Origin of the sequence: Photobacterium toruni (genome assembly GCF_024529955.1) — a bacterium.
In the GTDB taxonomy this organism is placed as follows: Bacteria; Pseudomonadota; Gammaproteobacteria; order Enterobacterales; family Vibrionaceae; genus Photobacterium; species Photobacterium toruni.
The window spans coordinates 2757531-2779289 of the sequence record NZ_AP024854.1 but is presented as its reverse complement, the minus strand read 5'-3'; the positions used below and the strand labels follow the sequence as shown (position 1 = coordinate 2779289).

The window sequence follows — 21759 nt, the reverse complement described above, 5'->3', positions numbered from 1 at the left end:
ATCTGATGTTATTTATTGCATAATTTGAGCTGATTATTCTTTGAACTGTAATGAATAAAACAGTGCGTTATGAATGAACTAAATAGCCGTTATTTAATGTTAATAAAATGTTTAATTCGTATCAGTTGTTTATGCTGATTTGAAACTTTAAAAGCAGTGAATATGACTGCTTGGAGAGTAAAGTTTACGCCATTCCACTTATTTTGTTTTGGCTCTTGTAATTGTAACCCATTGGCGTTTATAACAGGACTATTGCGTAGCACTGCCGTTACGCCATTCGTGGTCTGTTCGTTAGATGGAGGCAAATATGAAATATTCTACTGTAAACGTTGTTGTATCTTGCTTCGGTCCTACTGTTGTTGCTAATCACAAATCAATGATGATTTCGCTCCTCCTGCTCTCTTTGAATCTTATTCAAGGCTGACAGGCCATACTTATTTTTCTGTCAGCTTGTGAGCAAGCTAGCAGGATAAACCACTCTACATCCCGTCTCGTTTTCTCCAAGCTGCAAAGTAATAACCAAGGAATACTATGTTAAGTGCCCGTAATATCGCCGCCTTAGGCTTCATGACATTTGCCATGTACTTAGGTGCAGGTAATTTAATTTTTCCGCCCTATTTAGGTTACCAAGCTGGAGATAATTTTCTTAATGGTATGGTGGGCTTTTTATTAACAGGAGTTGGCTTACCTGCAATAGCGCTAGTGATTGTGGCTTGGGTACGTGGATCGGATAATTTAACTGCCGCATTACCTAAACCATTAGCGACAGGTTTTTGGGTGATGTTATTTATTGTTATTGGCCCTGCTTTTATTATTCCTCGTACAATTACCGTTGCTTACCAATTTAGTTTAGCGCCGTTTATTGGTGATAGTGGGTTAATCCCTTTTTCTGCGGTGTTCTGTTTAGTGGCGATTTTATTTTCACTATATCCTGCGAAGTTGGTTGATACGCTAGGAAAATGGCTGACACCGGCGTTATTAACGATCTTAACGATTATGGCTGTTGTCGCACTGTTATATCCATCCGGTCAGGTTGAAATTGCATCAGGTCCTTATGCTACGGGTGCAATGGCTGAAGGTATGACTCAAGGTTACATGACTATGGATGCATTGGGCTCGATTGGCTTTGGATGGGTCATTTTCAGAGCAATAGAAAGTATGGGGGTTAAATGCCCGAAAGCAATTGCTAAATATACGTTTATCGCTGCTCTAATGTATGCCACTGCAATGGCGTTAGTGTATTTATCATTGGCATATATTGGTGTCACTAGTGCTAATTTAGGTACTGGTTTTGCAAACGGTGGTGAAATTCTTACTGCCTTTACTAATGCTCATTTTGGTGCTTTTGGAACGATTATTTTAGGTTCAGTGTTAGTGTTGGCCTGCTTAACAACCGCAATAGGCGTAACCACTGCGGGGAGTGAATTTTACAGCCGTAGTTTTAGTCGTGTGACTTACCCTAAAAGTGTATGGGTAATTATGGTGCTATCGGGTTTGATTGCGAATGTTGGCTTAGCGCAGTTATTAGAGGTGACATTGCCTGTTGTTGTCGCATTGCATCCCATTGCGATTGCGTTGTTATTGATTGCGCCGTTACGTCATCAATTATCTCAAGCTGCAGTATTAACGGTTGTGGCTACGGCGACATTATTTGGCTGTGTTGATGCGGCTCATATTCTGGGTGTCATGCCAACAGCTATTGATAACGCTTTAAATGCACATTTACCGTTATATCATTATTATGCGGGTTGGGTTTTACCGACTGTCTTGGTGTTAATGTTGGGGTGGGTTGTTAGTCGTATGAGTGGCTATAATTATTGTGTGGAAAGCCATTGATCAATCATGATTATCCGTTGCGATTATCATAAATAATACTCATAAAAAAAGGGACCGTAATGGTCCCTTTCTTATGACTAGCATTGATGATGTTGATTAAATATCATCATCATTATTTTCAATCATCTTATGTTTTTTCTTCCACTTATCCCAACGTTGATAAGCTAATTGCTGCATGTCAGTATTTTTATCTGCTTCATCAACAATTTCTTCGCCAACCAAACTTTCAAAAATATCTTCCAGTGTCACTAAGCCTTGTACGGTACCGTACTCATCAACAATCAGAATTAACTGTGAACGTTCTTGCATTAAGCGTTCAAATGCTTTCGGTACGCTAACGTTGTTCATGATCACCGGCAGTGGACGCATTAGCGTGCCGATTTCTTGACCACCTTTGCCTGCTTGGCTTTCTGCAAACAGTTCTAAGCGGTGCACAAAGCCAACGATATTATCGCTTTGCTCACTAAACACTAATGGGCGAGAGAAGGGACTGCTTTTATATTTTGCTAAAAATTCGTTGATAGTTTGCTCTGCATTTACGCGGAATAATACCGGACGCGGTGTCATAATTTTGGTAACACTCACATCTTTAAATTGCAGTAGGTTAGTGAGAATTTTTGATTCACCAGCACCCAACTCTCCTGATTCATGGGCTAACATTGCCATCGCTGACAATTCATCACGTAGTTTCGGTTGAACGTGCCCATGAGCAAGACGGCGAGTTATTTGTTCTGAAATCCACACTAATGGCATTAATAAGATCACCATCCAGCGTAATAAAATAGCAGACGTTGGGGCTAATTGACGCCAATAGGTTGCACCAATTGTTTTTGGAATGATTTCTGACAGTAATAAAATACCAACGGTTAATGCACCAGAGAAAACACCTAACCATTCACTACCAAAAACAACAGTAGCTTGTGCACCAGCAGTTGCTGCGCCGACGGTATGGGCAACGGTATTTAGGGTTAGAATTGAAGCTAAGGGTCGATCTATATTATCTTTGAGCGCCGCGAGTTTTGCTGCTGCGGGGTGGTTTTGTTGACGTAAAGTGCCGATATATCCCGGCGAAATACTCAATAAAACCGCTTCTAAAACGGAACAAATAAACGACACCCCTATTGCTACAGAGATGTAAATCGTAAGCAGTACCATATCAACCTGTCAATTAATCAGCGAATTTCGGCTATATTAATCGGGGCTGGTGGAAATAAAAACAACTCTTTTTTGAATGTTATTAGTAACATTTTGTGAACCTTAGCTCAGTTTATGGTTAAAGAGTCTCCATTTAGACAGAGAAAAGCCGACAAACCTTTGCCACATAGGCTTCTTTTGAATTAGAGTTGGGCGGTATTAAGCCCAAAACCTTAGAAGGGAAACCTAATGAACAAGACCCAACTGATTGACCTGATCGCAGAAAAAGCAGATTTGTCTAAAGCACAAGCAAAATTAGCATTGGAAGCTACTCTTGAAGGCGTTACTGATGCGCTTAAAGACGGTGACCAGGTTCAACTAATTGGCTTTGGTACATTTAAAGTGAATCATCGTGCAGCACGTACTGGTCGTAACCCACAAACAGGTGCGGAAATTCAAATTGCTGCTGCTAACGTTCCTGCGTTCGTTTCGGGCAAAGCACTTAAAGACGCATTGAAGTAATTTAAAATAACGCCAGAATGCATTCGCTTCTGGCGCTTTTTTATGAATCGTATAACGCTTTCTCTGGTGGTTGCATTTTTACTTACAGGCTGTGCGGCAAGCGACATAGCTGAAAATGCAGTAATTGCGCCTAAAACTGTCACGGTTGCTCAAATGGCAACGGATGGTCCTCATTTTTATTGGTATACCTTCCGTCCTAATCATCCTATAACGCTCAATGAGCGCGTATTCACTCATAACCAAGGGGAATGTCAGGCTAGCTATCGTTGGCGCTCAGGACAGCTGTTTGAGCTCTATCAACAAGGCCAACAACGTATTGATGGCTCTCTAACCCCATTTCAATTGCAGTTACGGTTTGATAGTGATGGCTTAGCGGTATTTCAGCGTTATCAACAAGGGCAAACTATTGTGCCGTTAACCAATGTTGAAATTGCTAAATTGCATCGTCAAGCAGTAGGATTGGCTGCAAAAGTGGAACAACTGAGTCATCATCAGCATTCGTGGGTGCAGGGGCACTGGCAACAGCAGCGATTTATTCCCTGCCAGCAGCAACAAACAGTTGAGGTAATTGCTCAATTTAATGCTGAAAAATTATCAGGCCAAGGATATATGGCGGTTAATGGTCAGCTAAAAGGGCGACGATTGGTGGTTGATAATGTGTTATTGCAGTATCCACATCAGCAATGTCTGGTGGCACCGAATTTATTGGAAAAGTAATACTATTGATAGTTGATAGTTGATAGTTGATAGTGATAAACAAAAAACGCGCCGTGAGCGCGTTTTTTAGCAGAGAAAAGTGATGTTTATTGTTCGCGAGCAACTGCTCGATAGCCAATGTCATCACGGTGGAACATTCCATTCCATGATATTTGCTTGGCTAACGCATAAGCACGTTGTTGTGCTGCAAGAACACTATCGCCCATTGCGGTTGCACATAACACTCGGCCACCATTTGTTACTACATCGCCATGGGTATTATGAATAGTACCGGCATGGAAGATTTTCTCACCGGATTGCTCTTGCTGAGGTAAGCCATTAATAATATCGCCTTTATGGTAATCAGCAGGATAACCACCCGCCGCCAGTACGATCCCAATCGCTGCACGTGGATCCCATTTCGATTCAAGCGTATCAAGTTTGCCAGCAATCGCGGCTAAACACAGATCCACTAAATCGGATTGCATACGTAGCATAATAGGTTGAGTTTCTGGATCACCAAAGCGACAGTTATATTCAATCACTTTGGGCGTGCCATCAGCCATTACCATTAAGCCGGCATAAAGGAAACCTGTATACGGTACACCTTCTGCTGCCATACCTTTGACGGTTGGATAGATCACTTCTTTCATGACGCGATCATGAATGTCTTGTGTAACAACAGGCGCTGGAGAGTAAGCCCCCATGCCGCCAGTATTGGGACCCGTATCGCCGTTACCTACACGTTTATGATCTTGGCTGGTGGCCATTGGTAATACATGCTTACCATCGACCATAACGATAAAACTCGCTTCCTCACCCTCTAAAAATTCTTCAATAACCACTCGATGCCCAGCTTCACCAAAGGCACTGCCAGCAAGCATATCGCGGACGGCATCTTCGGCTTCTTGTGCTGTCATTGCAACAATCACGCCTTTACCTGCGGCTAAGCCATCCGCTTTAACCACAATTGGTGCGCCTTTTTGCTTTAAGTAAGCAAGAGCGGGTTCGATTTCAGTAAAATTTTGGTACTCAGCGGTTGGAATATTGTGGCGCGCTAAAAAATCTTTGGTAAAAGCTTTAGAGCCTTCAAGTTGCGCAGCGGCTTGAGTGGGACCAAAAATAGCTAATCCAGCAGCACGAAAAGCATCAACAACACCAATCACTAGCGGAACTTCAGGACCAACAATGGTCAGTTCGATGTGATTGTTCTGTGCAAATTCAACTAACTCCGTAATATTCTCAACGTTAATATCGATATTTTCTAATTTTGGTTCAAGTGCGGTGCCAGCATTACCGGGAGCAATGAAGATTTTTTCTACGGTTGGGTTTTGTGCTACTTTCCAGCCCAGAGCGTGTTCACGGCCGCCATTACCAATAATTAGTACTTTCATCATTTTCCCTTTGAGCGCTGCGCTAAAATTAATATTTTAAACTGTTGTAGCCATTAAAGTGCTACCCATTTCACAACTGTAAATCAATGCAGGCTCTAGATTAAGAGCCTGAATATAGTTTATCTGTTATTTCTCAATTAATGACGGAAATGACGCATACCCGTAAAGAGCATCGCCATACCATGTTCATCGGCAGCCGCAATGACTTCATCGTCACGCATTGAGCCGCCAGGTTGAATAACACAAGTAATGCCAGCTTCTGCAGCGGCATCAATACCATCACGGAAAGGGAAGAATGCATCTGAAGCCATAACGCTACCAGCCACTTCGAGGTTTTCATCAGCGGCTTTAATACCGGCAATTTTGGCAGAATAAACACGGCTCATTTGACCGGCACCGACACCGATAGTCATATTGCCTTTCGCATAAACAATAGCATTTGATTTAACGTATTTCGCCACTTTCCAACAAAATAGCGCATCACGTAATTCGTCAGCTGTTGGTTGGCGTTTTGATACCACAGTGAGATCATCAATCGATACCATACCTTGGTCACGATCTTGAACCAATAAGCCCCCGTTAACACGTTTAACATCAAAACCTGTCGTTTTAGTCGACCATTGGCCACACTCAAGCAGACGTAAGTTCTTCTTGGCAGCGATAATAGCTGTTGCTTGTGGTGAAACTTTAGGTGCAATGATCACTTCAACAAATTGGCGATCAACGATAGCTTGTGCGGTTGCTGCATCAAGTTCACGGTTAAACGCAATAATGCCGCCAAAGGCTGAGGTTGGATCAGTTTTGTAAGCGCGATCGTAGGCTTCAAGCAGATTCTCACCTAGGGCGACACCGCATGGGTTGGCGTGTTTTACAATCACACAAGCGGGAAGGTCAAATTCTTTAACACACTCAAGTGCCGCGTCAGTATCGGCAATGTTGTTGTATGACAGCGCCTTACCTTGTAGTTGCGTTGCTGTAGCAACCGAGGCTTCTTGTGGATGTGCTTCAACATAGAATGCGGCTGCTTGGTGGCTGTTTTCCCCGTAGCGCATGTCTTGTTTTTTCTCGAACTGTTGATTGAAAGTGCGGGGGAACGTTGACGCTTGATCACCTTCTTTATTGTCGCCGTAAGAAGGCACCATAGTACCGAAGTAGTTGGCAATCATACCGTCGTAAGCCGCCGTATGTTCAAAAGCCGAAATAGCAAGATCAAAACGCGTTGCATGGGTTAATGAGCCATCATTGGCGCTCATTTCAGTTAGAACGCGATCATAATCGTTAGCATTAACCACAATCGTTACGTCTTTGTGGTTTTTAGCGGCTGAGCGCACCATAGTCGGTCCGCCGATATCAATATTTTCGACCGCGTCTTCTAAGCTACAGTTTGGATTAGCAACGGTTGCAGCGAATGGGTAGAGGTTAACTACGACCATATCAATAGGGTTAATACCGTGTTGTGCCATCACGTTATCATCAATACCGCGACGACCTAAAACGCCACCATGTACTTTAGGGTGAAGGGTTTTTACGCGGCCATCCATCATTTCTGGAAAACCGGTGTAGTTGGAAACTTCAGTGACTTGAATGTTCTGTTCTGCAAGTAAACGCGCGGTACCACCTGTAGATAAAATTTCTACGCCGCGATTGGCAAGGGCGTGAGCGAATTCAACAATACCTGTTTTGTCTGATACGCTTAGCAGCGCACGGCGAATAGGACGAACGTTTTCCATTGCTACCATCTCTCTAATACACAGTGAATAGGATATTTTCCAACGCCAAGCTTTGTCGGATTAGATTGGCGTTAGGAAATATCCTCGGCTAAAATCGAGCAATGCCAAGAATAAGTAAACGATATGTATCAATATAGAGTCTATTCTACATGAATATTTTTATTGCGCAAACGTTTGCTATTTGAAGGTGATCACTGAAAACTAGCGCTAGGTTAAAGGGTGTTTGAATGTATTTAATTGGGCAACTAGCAAAATTATGTAATGTCAGTAGTGATACTTTACGTTTCTATGAAAAGAATGGGTTGATTGAGCCTGCAGGTCGTAGTGACAGTGGCTATCGCCTCTATAGTGAAGGCGATTTATCTCGCGTTAAATTTATTTTACGGGCGAAAGCTATCGGTTTGAGCTTAGGTGAAATTTGTGAATTACTGGATATTAGGCTAGAGGCAAGTCAACATAGTTGTGCTGAAGTTAAAGCGATCACACAGGCTAAATTAGATGAAGTGGATAGTAAAATTGCAGAACTTCAACGGATCCGTGGTGCATTAAAAAAGATCAATGATGCTTGTTGTGGGCATAGTAATGATGATGCCAGTCACTGCTCTATTCTTGGTGCCTTGAATGACAGTGATGATATGGCCAACCCCGAAGTAAAACCAGAGCCTTGCCATTCTGGACGATATCAATGTAATCATTAACAGTTGGTCGTATTTGGGGCTCTAGTAATCACCTTTTTGATGCGTATTTTTCGTTAGGGGTTCATTTAAAATTGTGATAGTTTCAGGACTTATAAAATTTGCTTTACCTGTTTAGCAATAAGGAAATTCAATGTTAAAAGTGAATGAATATTTTGATGGCCAAGTGAAATCTGTTGGCTTTGAATCTGCAGGTGATCATGCCAGTGTTGGTGTGATGGTTGCAGGTGAATATACTTTTTCAACCGCTGCCCCTGAACGTATGACTGTCGTAAAAGGCGAGCTTACTGTCAAGCTTCCGGGTCATGTCGATTGGGAAACCTATGGTGCTGGTGATGATTTTGAAGTTCCTGGTGACAGTGCATTCCATGTTAAAGTGACCAAAACCACTGCTTATTTGTGTGACTATCTATAAGTTAATTTAAGTCAATTAGTCAGTAAAAAAAGCTTCGTTATGACGAAGCTTTTTTATGCATTGCGTTTAAGCATACTCACTGCGGATAAGTTGTTTTTCATACACCTATTGCCTTTTATGTTAATAAGATTTTTTATCTAAAAATAATAAAATTATTGCTTTAAGCGTTAATCAAAGAGTGAATTAATACTAATTAGCATTAATAAAATTATGCAATTGGTTTGTTTTGTGTTTAGTTTTCGTTATGCTGCTAATTGCGTATTGGTGGTTAAAAGGGAGTTAGACATGAATCAATGTAGCTGTTGTCAGTCATATGATATAGGCCGAGTACATCGTAAATTTTATCAGCGACTATTTATTCGGCGTATTATTCAGTGTCGTCAATGTAATCATGTCCAGAAATGGTTCAAATATGACTTTTTAAATAAAGCGAATATTGGTGAATATAAATAATAGTGCACTGATTAATATATTACTTTATATAATGAAAAAGCCCATTTCATCGTGATGATGAAATGGGCTTTTTTACAATCATTAAACCTAATTGGCTTAGTTCATGCCGTATTTCTTTAGTTTCTTACGTAGCGTACCACGGTTGATACCCATCATGGTTGCAGCGCGTGTTTGGTTACCGCGAGTGTACTGCATGATAGTGTCTAGTAGTGGTTGTTCAACTTCTGCAAGCACAAGCTCGTACAGATCGTCGACTTCCTGACCATTTAATTGAGCAAGGTAGTTTTTAAGGGATGCCTTCACTGAATCACGTAATGGTTTCTGTGTGATTTGGTCTTGTGAAGTTACAGTTGTTACTGTTAACGCTTCGGAAGTCAGATTTTGTTCGAACATAATTCTGTAAGCTCTTCTAGTATTTATGCAACGTTTTCGAAGTAGCCTTGCAGCGCATCGATTTGCTGTTGAGCATCCTCGAGTGCGTTGAAGGTCCGGCGGAAATCACCTGCAGGTGCATGTTCTTTCAAGTACCAAGACACGTGTTTACGTGCAATGCGTAATCCTAGGTAATCACCATAAAATTGGTGAAGTGCCTTAACATGCCCCAACATAATTTCACTGATTTCGTCAATTGACGGTGCAGCGAGGTGTTCACCGGTTGTTAAGTAATGGTGGATTTCTCTAAAAATCCACGGCTTTCCTTGTGCAGGTCGGCCAATCATCAGAGCATCGGCACCCGTATAATCGAGTACAAAGCGTGCTTTCTCCGGGCTATCGATATCACCGTTAGCGATAACTGGGATCGAGATAGCTTGTTTCACCGCTCTAATGTAGTCATATTCCGCTTCGCCTTTGTACATGCAAGCCTTAGTACGTCCATGAAGGGCGAGAGCTTGTATGCCGCATTGCTCGGCGAGTTTGGCTATGTTGACACAGTTCCTGTTGTCTAGATCCCACCCCGTACGGGTTTTAAGCGTAACGGGTACATCTACTGCGTCCACCACTGTACGAAGAATATCTTCGATTAGATTGGGATACTGCAATAGTGCAGAGCCAGCTAATCGTTTATTTACTTTCTTGGCTGGGCATCCCATGTTGATATCGATGATTTGCGCACCGTTTTCAACACTGAATTGCGCAGCTTCGGCCATCAATTTTGGATCAGCACCTGCTATCTGAACCGAACGAATTCCTGATTCACCTTCATGAACCATGCGATTGAGCGATTTAGACGTTTTCCAGAGATCTGGATTCGATGACATCATTTCGCTAATAGCCATACCTGCGCCGTAGCGAAGGCATAATTCACGAAATGGCCGATCGGTCACACCCGCCATTGGCGCGACTATCAGTTGGTTTTTAAGTTGATATGGACCGATATGCAAAATGTCTGTACCTGACTGTGCCAGTAAGGGCGCGCATTTTACGCATTTTTTACGCTGCTGAAAAGGCCAATAATTGAGCATGATGATTTTGTTTGTCAAAATCGCATGATTTTCAATCAATTGACCCATTAAATTAATTAATAATAATCAACAGCAGCAACCAATTACCGTAAATTTTATGCTTTATGCCCAGAGATACGACACCATTCTTCGCGTGCCATTACTGGATCTAATGTGATTTCATCGCTGTAGTAAGTCGCAACATCTTCAGCTTGGCTTTCAAGCACACCAGAAATTGCGAGGTCGCCACCATTTTTTACCAAGCTCTTAATCACTGGTGATAATTCACGCAATGGACCGGCTAGAATGTTAGCAACTACCACATCAGCTTGAATACCTTGTGGTTGATCTTGTGGCAGATATAGCTCTAGATTAGCGGAAACACCATTGCGTTCAGCGTTATCACGTGAGGCTAAAATAGCTTGTGGATCGATATCAATACCGATAACTTTTGCCGCACCTAATTTAAGGGCAGCAATCGCTAAAATACCTGAACCACAACCAAAATCGATAATCGTTTTACCGACTAAATCTTGACCGTCTAGCCATTCAAGACACAATGATGTGGTTGGGTGAGTGCCTGTACCAAATGCCAAACCTGGGTCTAACAATACATTAACGGCTTCTGGTTCTGGTGCTTCACGCCAGCTTGGACAAATCCATAAACGACGACCAAAACGCATTGGGTGGAAATTATCCATCCACTCTCGTTCCCAGTCTTTATCTTCTAATTGCTCGATTTTATAAGCAAAATCGTCAGCAATCAGTGGGCTGTTTTTTAGCATGTTCAGCACGAAATCCATGTCGGCTTCAGCATCATACAAACCAATTACGTCAGTATCACCCCATAAACGGGTTTCACCTGGCATAGGCTCGAAAACTGGCGTGTCTTGTGCGTCAAGGAAAGTGGCGGATAGAGCACCAGTCTCTTCCATTAGCATGTCGCCAATTGCTTCTGCATTCTCTGCAGTAGCGTTCAGTTTAATTTGAATCCAAGGCATGGTTTATTCGCTTATTTTGTGACTACTTGAACATAGGGGGCGCAGTTTAGCATGAAATTTCACCAATCCCCATCGGCAGATGGTAAACAATCGATAAAAAAAAGAGAGAGCATGATGGCTCTCTCTTCATTATTAATGATTATCTTTGTGTAATTAACTTTAAAAATCAGTTAGCTTGGGCTAGTTTCGGTTTGTTGGGGCGAGCATAGCTACCAATAATAAATGCGATTAAACCAATAATTAATGTCGGTACGATAGCGTGCATTCCTCCCATATCGGGCTTGCCTAATGACAGCGCTAAATAGGTTGTTAATCCAATAACCATTGAGGCAAAGGCGCCTGTTGCCGAGGCTTTTTCCCAATATAACCCTAATACTAACGGCCATAGGAATACCGCTTGTAAACTACCAAACGCTAATAAATTGAGCCAGATAATCATATTGGGTGGATTCATCGCTGCCACAAATACCAACGCTGAAAAAATAGCCGTGACCCATAACGATAACTTCGGCAGCTTGGTTTCAGCCGCCTCACCCTCAGCAATCTTTGGATTAATATAATTAATGTATAAATCTTTAAGTAAGGTTGCTGATGCTTGAATTAATTGCGAATCAATGGTCGACATAATGGCAGCCATTGGTCCGGCTAAAAAGATTCCGGCAACTGCTGGTGGCAATACTGTCACCATTAAGGTTGGCATGATTTGATCTGGGCTGGCGATATTTGGCACGATAGCGCGACCTAATGCTCCCGCTAAGTGCATGCCGAACATTAGTAGTGCTACCATAATCGTGCTGATTACCATACCTTTATGCAGTGAACGACTGTCTTTATAAGACATACAGCGTACTGCGGCATGAGGTAAACCAATAACCCCAAAACAGACCAAAATCCAAAAGCTAAGCATAAAAGGCTGGCTTAAAAAATGATTGGGTCCATAAGGTGAAACTAGAGCGGGATCAATATCGTGTAATTTAGTTACGAGAGCACCGACACTGCCACCGGTATGAACGATCCCGACCAAAAGTGCGATCGTTCCAATGATCATCATGATCCCTTGAATGGTATCTGTCATTACGACCGCTCGAAAGCCGCCAATGGTGGTATAGAGTCCAACCGTAATAGCAAATAGCATCAGTCCGTGAGTATAAGACAACCCCGTGACGGTTTGTAGTAATCGTGCTCCGCCGACAAATTGCACCACCATGGTACCAAAGAAGGCCAGTAGTAGTGATAAAGAGGCGAAGATCACAACCCCTTTATTTTGGTAGCGAGCGTATAAAATATCGTTGAGGGTTAGCGCATTATGGCGCCGAGATTCAATCGCAAATTTTTTACCAAGCACACCTAAGGTTAGCCATGCCGCTGGTAATTGGATCATGGCAAGTAATACCCACCCTAAGCCCATTTTATAAGCAGCACCTGGCCCGCCAATAAAAGTACTGGCACTAGCATAAGTTGCAGCAAGAGTCATTGCTAATACAAAGCCTCCCATGCTACGACCACCTACAAGGTATTCAGTTAAGAAGTTCCCTTTACCTTGAAAACGACGAGTATAGAGTGCTACGCCAAAAACAGCGGCTAAATACAGTACTAAAGGAATGATAAGTTGGCTATTCATGTGGTTTATCGTCTGTTATTTCAAGCGGGATATCGCGGTAAATAAATTTCACCATTAAGGCACACAAAATGGTAAATACAATCGGGCCGACAATGCATGACAGCAAAAACCACAATGGGAAACCAAAATAGAGAGTGGGCATGCTGAGATCATTAATGGCGGGGGCAAACCCATAGGCGGAAACATACCACCAAAGAAAATAAGCTAACGCGAGTCCTATCGCCCAGCGCGCTTCTTTGTGCGCTTGGCGGTAGCGGGCAGAAAGCGTTTTCATGCGGTTTCTCCAGTTATTATTGGTAAAGAACTTACCACTGCTAGAAATGTTCAGTGGTAGCGGTTAAAAAAGGGGGCTATTGTGGCAAAAGATAGGGGTTTATGCCATGTCTAGTCCACTGCATATAATCGGTGTTGTTATATAAATAAAAAAAGGCCACCCTTAGGTAGCCTTTTTAACGTTAAATAACGTTCTTATTGTAAGCCAAGCTTCTTTTCTAGGTAGTGAATATTAGCACCACCTTTTTGGAAGTTTTCATCAGCCATAATTTCTTGCTGAAGTGGAATATTGGTTTTAATACCATCAATGATCATTTCACTTAATGCATTACGCATACGTGAGATTGCCACATCACGGTTTTCACCATAAGCGATCAACTTACCAATCATTGAATCATAGTAAGGTGGTACGGTATAGCCTGTGTAGATATGTGATTCCCAACGGATCCCCATGCCACCTGGTGAGTGGAAACGGGTGATTGTTCCTGGGCAAGGTAGGAAGCGTTCAGGATCTTCAGCATTAATACGGCACTCAACCGCGTGGCCGCGAATTTGAATGTCTTTTTGGCTAAATGATAAAGGTTGACCTGCTGCAATGCGCAATTGTTCTTTAATTAGATCAATACCCGTTATCATTTCTGTCACTGGGTGTTCAACTTGAATACGGGTATTCATTTCAATGAAGTAGAATTCACCGTTTTCATAAAGAAATTCAAACGTACCAGCGCCACGATAATTAATTTCTAGACATGCACGTGTACAACGCTCACCGATGTATTTACGCATTTCTTCGGTAATACCTGGTGCTGGTGCTTCTTCAACCACTTTTTGGTGACGACGTTGCATTGAGCAATCACGCTCACCTAAATGGATTGCACCACCTTGACCATCTGCCAGTACTTGAACTTCGATGTGACGAGGGTTTTCAAGGTATTTTTCCATGTAAACCATGTCATTATTAAAGCATGATTTAGCTTCTGCACGGGTCATCGCAATCGCTTCAGTCAATTCATTTTCAGAACGAACTACACGCATACCACGACCACCGCCGCCGCCAGAGGCTTTAATGATAACAGGGTAACCAATACGCTTGGCGAATGATTTATTTTTCGCTTCATCGTCATCAAGAGGGCCGTCAGAACCTGGAACACAAGGTACCCCGGCTTTTTTCATGGCGTTAATGGCAGAAACTTTATCGCCCATTAGACGAATAGTTTCTGCTTTAGGGCCAACAAAAATAAAGCCTGAACGTTCTACTTGTTCTGCAAAATCAGCATTTTCAGATAGGAAGCCGTAGCCTGGGTGAATGGCTACTGCTCCTGTGATTTCTGCAGCACTGATAATGCGTGGAATATTCAGGTAGCTATCAATACCGCGAGCGGGACCAATACAAACAGACTCATCTGCTAATAATACGTGTTTAAGATCACGGTCTGCCGTTGAGTGAACAGCGACCGTTTTTATGCCTAATTCTTTACATGCGCGAAGAATTCGAAGTGCTATTTCACCTCGGTTCGCAATTACTAATTTGTCTAACATAGCCAGGAGCCTCGATTACTCGATGATTACAAGCGGTTGGTCGAATTCAATTGCATCGCCTTCTTGAGCAAGAATCGCAACGATCTTACCTGCTTTGTCTGCTTGAATTTGGTTCATCATCTTCATTGCTTCTACGATACATAATGTATCGCCAATGTTGACTGATTGACCTACTTCAGCAAAGTTCTTTGCTTCAGGACTTGGAGCACGGTAGAACGTACCGACCATTGGAGAAAGGATTTGATGGCCAAGAGCAACAACAGGTGCTTCAGGTGCTTGGAATGATGCTGGTGCTTCTGCGACTACTGGTGCTGCTTGAGCAGGTGCAACCATAGGGGCAGCAGCATATTGTTGTGGCATCACTGATGCAGGTACATTACGACTGATTCGAACTGACTCTTCACCTTCAGAAATTTCTAGTTCTGCGATACCAGATTCTTCAACCAGTTCAATTAGCTTCTTAATTTTACGAATGTCCATTATTTTTCTCTTTATATATTGTTCAGTTAGCTATCTGCATGCAGGCGATTAACCGCTGCCTGTAGGGCGAATTCATAACCGTCAGGGCCAAGGCCACAAATCACTCCTACGGCTTTATCTGACAGATAAGAGTGATGACGAAAAGGTTCACGTGCGTGAACGTTAGATAAATGTACTTCAATAAACGGAATAGCAACTCCAAGTAAGGCATCACGAATAGCGACACTAGTGTGAGTGAAAGCTGCTGGGTTTATGATGATGAAATCCACGTTAGTGTAAGCTTGGTGAATAGCATCAATTAACTCATGTTCTGCATTTGATTGAATGTGTTCTAATGTCACGCCTAAATCGATGGCTTTGGTTGTTAATTTCTGAACCAGTTGCGTAAGTGTTTGCTGACCATAATGTTCAGGCTCACGCAGACCCAGTAAATTTAGGTTAGGTCCATTAATTAGTAAAATTCGTTTAATGGTCGGCATCTTGCGGTCTCATTACTTGTTTATGAGGGTAAACTCGAACAACTTGTCGCTATCTGCAAGTTGACGTCCATGTGTCCTTTTTTTTACTACCAAACATTAATTGTGAACCAATTATAGAGAATTCAACGCAAATCGCAGCAAAATACTGGTCTAATCACCACTTTTTGCGCGAACATGTGTAAGCCGTTGTGAGAATGTTAGTAGATGCTAATACGTTCATCCTACGTCAATGTAACGTAACTAAGTGCAAGAATTTAGTAATAAAACTGTGTTTTTGTTTATTATTATTACAGGGTGATAATTAAGCCAAAAAAAGATGATTTATAGACTTATATTTGTGGCGCTATTTCAATAAATATAATCAATATTGAATAGGTGAACGCGATATTTTAGTGTTGTGTAGCTTATCCTAAGCTGAATTCATCTTAAATTATCATTAATAACTGTATAAAAAAAGACCACTAGTGCGGTCTTTTGATTTTCGTTGTACAGTTTTTTGCTGTTGAACGGGATTTAGAATAATTGTTGTTTTTCTGCAATCAGTTTATCAACCACGCTTGGGTCAGCGAGGGTTGAGGTATCGCCCAGTGATCCTGTGTCTCCGGTGGCGATTTTGCGTAGGATCCGTCGCATAATTTTACCCGAGCGAGTTTTAGGTAATGAATCAGTCCAATGAAGAAAATCAGGGGTAGCAATCGGTCCTATTTCTTTGCGTACCCAATCTTTAACTTGTTTGTGTAGTTCAGCACTTGGAAATTCACCATCATTAAGAGTGATATAAGCATAGATAGCTTGACCTTTAATTGCGTGTGGCACTCCGACAATAGCCGCTTCTGCTATTTTATCAAAAGCGACTAAAGCTGACTCAATTTCAGCGGTTCCCATTCGGTGACCCGAAATATTTAATACATCATCAACGCGTCCTGTGATCCAGTAGTAGCCATCCTCATCGCGACGGGCGCCATCGCCAGAGAAGTACATGCCGGGAAAGGTTGAAAAGTAGGTTTGTTCAAATCGTTCGTGATCTCCCCATAAGGTGCGCATTTGTCCCGGCCATGAATCGGTTATCACTAAATTACCATCAGTCGTTCCTGTTAAGATATTACCAATATTATCCACTAGCGCTGGTTGTACACCAAAAAAAGGTCGCGTTGCTGAACCCGGCTTGAGAGAGGTAGCGCCGGGAAGGGGAGTAATGAGAATACCGCCAGTTTCTGTTTGCCACCAGGTATCGACGATTGGGCAGCGACCATCACCAATGGTGCGATGATACCATTCCCATGCTTCGGGGTTTATTGGCTCACCGACAGACCCCATGATCCGTAATGATGAACGTTGAGTGCCAATGATAGCTTCGTCACCTTTAGCCATTAATGCGCGTATGGCGGTCGGGGCGGTGTAAAGTATATTAACTTGATGCTTATCCACCACCTCACTCATGCGGCTGGTGGATGGGTAGTTAGGTACACCTTCAAATAGCACCGTGGTGGCTCCATTAGCTAGAGGACCATAAACTAAATAGCTGTGACCTGTGATCCAACCAACATCGGCGGTACACCAGTAGACCTCTCCAGGTTGGTAGTCAAACACATATTTAAAGGTCATGGTGGCGTAAACGAGATAGCCGCCGGTGGTGTGTAACACGCCCTTAGGTTTACCGGTTGAACCGGAGGTATAAAGAATAAATAGCGGATCTTCAGCATTCATTGGTTCTGGTGCGCAGTAGCTAGAAGCGACAGCTGTTGCTTGGTGCCACCACACATCACGTTCACTGTGCCATTCAACATCGCCACCTGTTCGTTGAAATACGACTACTTTTTCAACACTAGTAACAACCGGGTTAGCGAGTGCATCATCAACATTTTGTTTTAGTGGTACCGCCCGACCACCACGGACTCCTTCATCAGCGGTGATCACTACTTTGGCATTAGAATCAATAATTCTGCCAGCAAGGGCTTCAGGGGAAAAACCACCAAATACAATAGTGTGAACAGCGCCAATACGGGTGCAGGCTAACATTGCGATCGCCGCTTCCGCGATCATTGGCATATAAAGACACACGATATCGCCTTTACGAACCCCTTGGCTTTTGAGGGCGTTGGAAAATTGACACACTTGTTGATGAAGATCGTTATAGGTAAGGGTGGCATCATCATTAGGATCGTCGCCCTCCCAAATAATCGCTGCCTGATCGCCACGATCGGCAAGGTGACGATCAATGCAATTAGCGGAGACGTTAAGTTCACCATCTTCAAACCATTTTATGCTGATATGACCACTATCAAATGAGGTGTTTTTTACTTTAGTGTACGGGGTGATCCAATCAACAATTTGACCATGCTGGCGCCAAAAACCTTGTGGATTGATAGTTGATTGTTGGTACATCTCACGATATTGGTCATCGTTGATATGGGCGTTATTTGCTATTGCATTGTTAACTGGATAAATATGAACCTCGCTCATCCTTGATCTCCTTGAGTTCTTCCCTATTGGGGTGTTGATGCCACCGTTGTAAGTGATATTAATGGTTAAAGTGGAGGATTCTGGGAGAGACGACAATTAGACTTTAGGATGAGATCACAGTGTTATTGGGTGAGCTTATGCTGTTGCATGTGGGTTACATTATATTTTGTGCGCTCCTGATGTTATTGGTTGAATAATAGTATTGATATTGAGTGTGATCATCGTCGCATTTAAGTTGTAAATGTTTATTATTTTAAGATCAACATTGCTGAACGATTACAGATTAGCGGTTGCTTTACGGCATAATAGAGCAGTTTTTCATCTATCACTTTTTGAGACCTATTATGTTTAAAAGTAAGCCTTATGGCTGGACATCCCAATATCTATTGGGATTTTTCTTTTCTTATGGGGTCTATTTACCCTTTTGGGCTATTTGGTTTAAACATATAGGGGTTAATGACTCAGATATTGGTTTATTACTTGGTTTGGGCTTTGCGGTGCGTTGTATTGCTAACTTAGTTATTACGCCAAGGATCCATAAGGTTGAGCATCTTATTCCTGCGCTGCGTGGTTTTACATTACTTGGGTTAGTGGCATGTATTATTTATATTGTCTGTGGTGGTAACCTTTGGGCTCTCGCGGCAGTGACGGTATTATTTAATTTATCTGCCGGACCAATCGTACCTATTTCCGATGCAATAACGAATCATTATGCCAAAGATGGCCATTTAGATTATGGACGTACCCGTTTATGGGGTTCAATTGCATTTATTGCAGGGTCTACTGCTGTTGGTGTGTTGGCACAACAGTATGGTGCAGATATTATTCCGTGGGTTGCTTTAGCTGGATTAGGTTTTGCACAAATAATGGCTGCTCGTAACCCGACACTGATGCCCGTTGATACAGATAGCCACCAACAAACACGCCCTGCATTAATGCATATTTTACGCGATAGCTCTGTGATTAAATTAATGTTAATTGCAGCATTATTGCAGGGGAGTCATGCGGCATATTATGGTTTTAGTTCGATTTATTGGCAGAAAATAGGCTTTAATGAATCAGTGATTGGTTACTTATGGAGTTTCAGTGTCGCCGCTGAAGTTGGCATGTTCCTAGTAAGTAAGCGCTTATTTGCTAATTGGTCGATTAATAATATGTTCCGTTTAGCGGCGGTGGGCGTATTAGTGCGCTGGGGCTTAACGGCGACCATTACTGATCAATGGGTAATGTTTGCTGTGCAGTCATTACACAGTGTGACATTTGCTGCGGCTCACCTTGCAGCGATTCGATATATTGGCCGTTCCCCAACCAATCATATGGTAGCACTACAGTCGTTGTATAACGCGATTCCGCTAGGGGCGGTGATGGCAATTTTAACCTCAATTAGCGGTTGGGTTTATGGGGATTGGGGCGCTGATGTGTTCTGGGTTATGGCTATAATGGCGGTACCTGTATTCTTTATTCATTTACCCTTGCCTGATGAGCAACCGCAAACGCTGACACCACAAATGAGTTAATCAGCGAAATACTTTTAACTAGTAAAGCGAAGCGTGTCCATTAATGGGTACGCTTTTTTTATGGTTAAAAATGAGGGCTATGGTTGATGAAAATAGCTTTTAGCATCATTTTTGTGACTGACCTCAATTGAGCCAAGGTCAATATCTCCGTTACAGTGGAATAAAAATCATAAAGGAAGCTAGAGAGAATGGACGCACAAATTACCGTCGGAGAACTTGAATTATTAGCGGCAAGGTTTGTTGGACGTAAACGTATTCAACATGCTTTTACCCAATTTTCACAACAGCACCCCTGTCAGCTTGTTGCAGAACAACAAGCATCACCAGCAATAATTTTACATACAGAACAAGTTCTCGCCTCTGTTTTTGGTGAGCTATCAGCAAAGTTAGTGCTTACATCTGCATTGCAGGGACGTGACATGCAATTAGAGGATGTGGCTACCATCGTGGATGAAGCATCCGAGATATTTGATTTCAGTCGCGGCTTATTGCAAGGCGCTATTGAACATATTAGCCAAGGTATCGCTGTGGTTGATAATCAATTACGGCTGGTGGCATGGAATCAACGTTACCTTGAACTCTTTTCATTTCCGGTTGGACTCATTCAGGTGGGACGTCCAATTGCAGATGTGATTCGGCATAACGCTAACCAAGGTTTATGTGGCAGTGGTGATTCGGAACATCATGTGGCTAAACGGATTTGGCATCTACAACAAAGAACGCCACATACCTCATCTCGAGTTCGTGCTGATGGGCAAGTTATTGAGGTGCAAGGTAACCCAATGCCTAAGGGGGGCTTTGTGATGAGTTTCAGTGATATTACCGCATTTCGCCAAGCTGAAATGGCATTAAAAGAATCAAATGAAACGTTAGAAGCTCGAGTAAAAAAACGGACGCAACAATTAGAGCAATTGAATCAGCAATTGGTGATTGCAACGCAACAGGCAGAATCTCAAGCGCATTCTAAAAGCCGATTTTTAGCTGCGGTTAGTCATGATTTAATGCAGCCGCTTAATGCTGCTCGATTATTCTCATCATCACTTGTTGAAGTGAGCTTAGACCCTCAAAGCGCTCGTCTCGCAGCGCATATCACCAGTGCGCTAAGTGCTGCTGAAGAGTTGATTGGTGATCTATTAGATGTCTCACGTTTAGAAGCCGGTAAGCTGGATGCCCATATAGTGCCATTGCGAGTCAGTGATGTGCTAAGTGTATTGCAAGCAGAATTTGGAGTATTAGCCCAACAACAGCAGATTGATTTTAAAGTAGTGATGAGTGACGCTGTGATCCTTTCGGACAGTAAATTATTACGGCGCGCATTACAAAATTTCTTAACCAATGCTTTTCGCTATAACCCAAAAGGGCGGGTGTTATTAGGTATTCGTCGTCAGGATTCGCGGATTTTAATTGAGGTTTGGGATAATGGCCCAGGGATCCCTATAGAGAAACAAGCGGATATTTTTGATGAATTTACGCGTATGGATCAAACTGGAGCAGAGCATGGTTTAGGCTTAGGATTAGCCATTGCTCGCGGTATCTCTCGTGTATTAAATCATCCACTAGGTTTACGCTCATGGCCTCAGCAAGGTACCGTATTCTCATTATCGGTGCCAAGAAGCTCACCCGCAATGTTGCCGTTACAACCGTCGTTATTATCTTATACGGGAAGTGCGTCATTAGCGGGATTAAAAGTATTATGTATTGATAATGATCCGCAGATTTTAGTCGCGATGATGACTTTATTGACGCAATGGCATTGTGAGGTACGAGTTGCTGAAAATAAAACTCAAACTCTGCAATTATTAACAGATGGCTGGCAACCTGATGTGATTTTAAGTGATTATCACCTAGCTCAGCAGCAAACAGGATTAGAGATTTTACAGATATGCCGAACTCAATTAGGTAAACATTTTAAAGGGGTAGTGATCAGCGCTGATCGGTTAACTGAAAATCAAGTTATTATTCGTCAACAAGGATTTAGTTTTCTCAGTAAACCCGTTAAACCACTTAAATTGAGAGTAATATTAAATCAGTGTTTAGTGTTTGAAAAATAAAATGACACTCAAATTAGA

At 42.4% G+C, this 21759-nt stretch carries 19 protein-coding genes and 1 pseudogene; 8 read left to right on the top strand and 12 right to left on the bottom strand.

The genetic code is table 11. From position 1 onward, the window contains the following. Positions 1–531 precede the first annotated feature (531 nt). On the top strand, positions 532–1836 hold the full coding sequence (brnQ, locus tag OC457_RS13045; protein WP_080175039.1) for a branched-chain amino acid transport system II carrier protein: 1305 nt from the start codon (positions 532–534) through the stop codon (positions 1834–1836). Between the two features lie 96 nt (positions 1837–1932). Here the strand turns inward: brnQ and OC457_RS13040 are convergent, their stop codons facing one another. After that, on the bottom strand, positions 1933–2991 hold the full coding sequence (locus OC457_RS13040; protein ID WP_080175038.1) for a CNNM domain-containing protein: 1059 nt from the start codon (positions 2989–2991) through the stop codon (positions 1933–1935). A gap of 228 nt (positions 2992–3219) precedes the next feature. On the opposite strand from OC457_RS13040, the gene hupA reads away from it, so the two are divergent. Next, positions 3220–3492: a nucleoid-associated protein HU-alpha gene (hupA, locus tag OC457_RS13035; RefSeq protein WP_045032623.1), complete on the top strand. Its 273-nt coding sequence runs from the start codon at positions 3220–3222 to the stop codon at positions 3490–3492. 42 nt (positions 3493–3534) lie between these two features. Continuing rightward, a complete protein-coding gene (locus OC457_RS13030) occupies positions 3535–4209 on the top strand; it encodes a DUF1481 domain-containing protein (protein WP_080175037.1) in 675 nt (224 codons plus the stop codon). 86 nt (positions 4210–4295) lie between these two features. Here the strand turns inward: OC457_RS13030 and purD are convergent, their stop codons facing one another. Then, entirely contained in the window at positions 4296–5582 is a 1287-nt protein-coding gene (gene purD, locus OC457_RS13025) for a phosphoribosylamine--glycine ligase (RefSeq protein WP_080175036.1), read from the bottom strand. A 137-nt stretch (positions 5583–5719) separates the two neighbouring features. After that, positions 5720–7312 carry a bifunctional phosphoribosylaminoimidazolecarboxamide formyltransferase/IMP cyclohydrolase gene (purH, locus tag OC457_RS13020; protein ID WP_080175035.1) on the bottom strand — a complete coding sequence of 531 codons (1593 nt, stop codon included), beginning with the start codon at positions 7310–7312 and terminating at the stop codon, positions 5720–5722. A gap of 227 nt (positions 7313–7539) precedes the next feature. Between purH and zntR the strand changes: the two genes are divergently transcribed. The 3 genes from zntR to OC457_RS13005 all read left to right on the top strand — a co-directional run bounded on the left by zntR (position 7540) and on the right by OC457_RS13005 (position 8875). After that, positions 7540–8010, top strand: coding sequence for a Zn(2+)-responsive transcriptional regulator (zntR, locus tag OC457_RS13015; protein ID WP_080175034.1), 471 nt, complete (start codon positions 7540–7542; stop codon positions 8008–8010). A 130-nt stretch (positions 8011–8140) separates the two neighbouring features. Further along, positions 8141–8422, top strand: coding sequence for a pyrimidine/purine nucleoside phosphorylase (ppnP, locus tag OC457_RS13010; RefSeq protein WP_036788928.1), 282 nt, complete (start codon positions 8141–8143; stop codon positions 8420–8422). 285 nt (positions 8423–8707) lie between these two features. Further along, the gene (locus OC457_RS13005; RefSeq protein ID WP_262054061.1) at positions 8708–8875 is read left to right on the top strand and encodes a hypothetical protein; all 168 of its coding nucleotides are present in this window, start codon (positions 8708–8710) and stop codon (positions 8873–8875) included. A 96-nt stretch (positions 8876–8971) separates the two neighbouring features. On the opposite strand, the gene fis is transcribed toward OC457_RS13005, so the two are convergent. The 9 genes from fis to acs all read right to left on the bottom strand — a co-directional run bounded on the left by fis (position 8972) and on the right by acs (position 18173). Continuing rightward, positions 8972–9268, bottom strand: coding sequence for a DNA-binding transcriptional regulator Fis (gene fis, locus OC457_RS13000; RefSeq protein WP_005372656.1), 297 nt, complete (start codon positions 9266–9268; stop codon positions 8972–8974). Positions 9269–9291: 23 nt separating this feature from the next. Further along, positions 9292–10257 carry a tRNA dihydrouridine synthase DusB gene (gene dusB, locus OC457_RS12995; protein WP_080175056.1) on the bottom strand — a complete coding sequence of 322 codons (966 nt, stop codon included), beginning with the start codon at positions 10255–10257 and terminating at the stop codon, positions 9292–9294. A gap of 176 nt (positions 10258–10433) precedes the next feature. Next, positions 10434–11318 carry a 50S ribosomal protein L11 methyltransferase gene (gene prmA / locus OC457_RS12990; protein ID WP_080175033.1) on the bottom strand — a complete coding sequence of 295 codons (885 nt, stop codon included), beginning with the start codon at positions 11316–11318 and terminating at the stop codon, positions 10434–10436. 166 nt (positions 11319–11484) lie between these two features. Further along, complete coding sequence (panF, locus tag OC457_RS12985) at positions 11485–12939, bottom strand: sodium/pantothenate symporter (RefSeq protein ID WP_080175032.1); 1455 nt, start codon at positions 12937–12939, stop codon at positions 11485–11487. Next, the gene (locus OC457_RS12980) at positions 12932–13213 is read right to left on the bottom strand and encodes a YhdT family protein (RefSeq protein WP_080175031.1); all 282 of its coding nucleotides are present in this window, start codon (positions 13211–13213) and stop codon (positions 12932–12934) included. The genes panF and OC457_RS12980 overlap by 8 nt, the downstream gene beginning before the upstream one ends. 194 nt (positions 13214–13407) lie before the next feature. Continuing rightward, positions 13408–14751 carry an acetyl-CoA carboxylase biotin carboxylase subunit gene (accC, locus tag OC457_RS12975; RefSeq protein ID WP_080175030.1) on the bottom strand — a complete coding sequence of 448 codons (1344 nt, stop codon included), beginning with the start codon at positions 14749–14751 and terminating at the stop codon, positions 13408–13410. A gap of 15 nt (positions 14752–14766) precedes the next feature. Then, on the bottom strand, positions 14767–15231 hold the full coding sequence (gene accB / locus OC457_RS12970; RefSeq protein WP_080175029.1) for an acetyl-CoA carboxylase biotin carboxyl carrier protein: 465 nt from the start codon (positions 15229–15231) through the stop codon (positions 14767–14769). 26 nt (positions 15232–15257) lie between these two features. After that, positions 15258–15710 (bottom strand): type II 3-dehydroquinate dehydratase, encoded by a 453-nt coding sequence (aroQ, locus tag OC457_RS12965; protein WP_080175028.1) that lies wholly within the window; start codon positions 15708–15710, stop codon positions 15258–15260. Positions 15711–16223: 513 nt separating this feature from the next. Further along, on the bottom strand, positions 16224–18173 hold the full coding sequence (acs, locus tag OC457_RS12960; protein WP_080175027.1) for an acetate--CoA ligase: 1950 nt from the start codon (positions 18171–18173) through the stop codon (positions 16224–16226). A gap of 344 nt (positions 18174–18517) precedes the next feature. Here acs and OC457_RS12955 point away from each other — a divergent pair, with 344 nt between their 5' ends. Beyond that, positions 18518–19690 (top strand): 3-phenylpropionate MFS transporter, encoded by a 1173-nt coding sequence (locus OC457_RS12955; protein WP_080175026.1) that lies wholly within the window; start codon positions 18518–18520, stop codon positions 19688–19690. A 197-nt stretch (positions 19691–19887) separates the two neighbouring features. Continuing rightward, positions 19888–21741 (top strand): annotated as a pseudogene (locus OC457_RS12950) (hybrid sensor histidine kinase/response regulator); the annotation flags it as partial. Positions 21742–21759 lie beyond the last annotated feature (18 nt).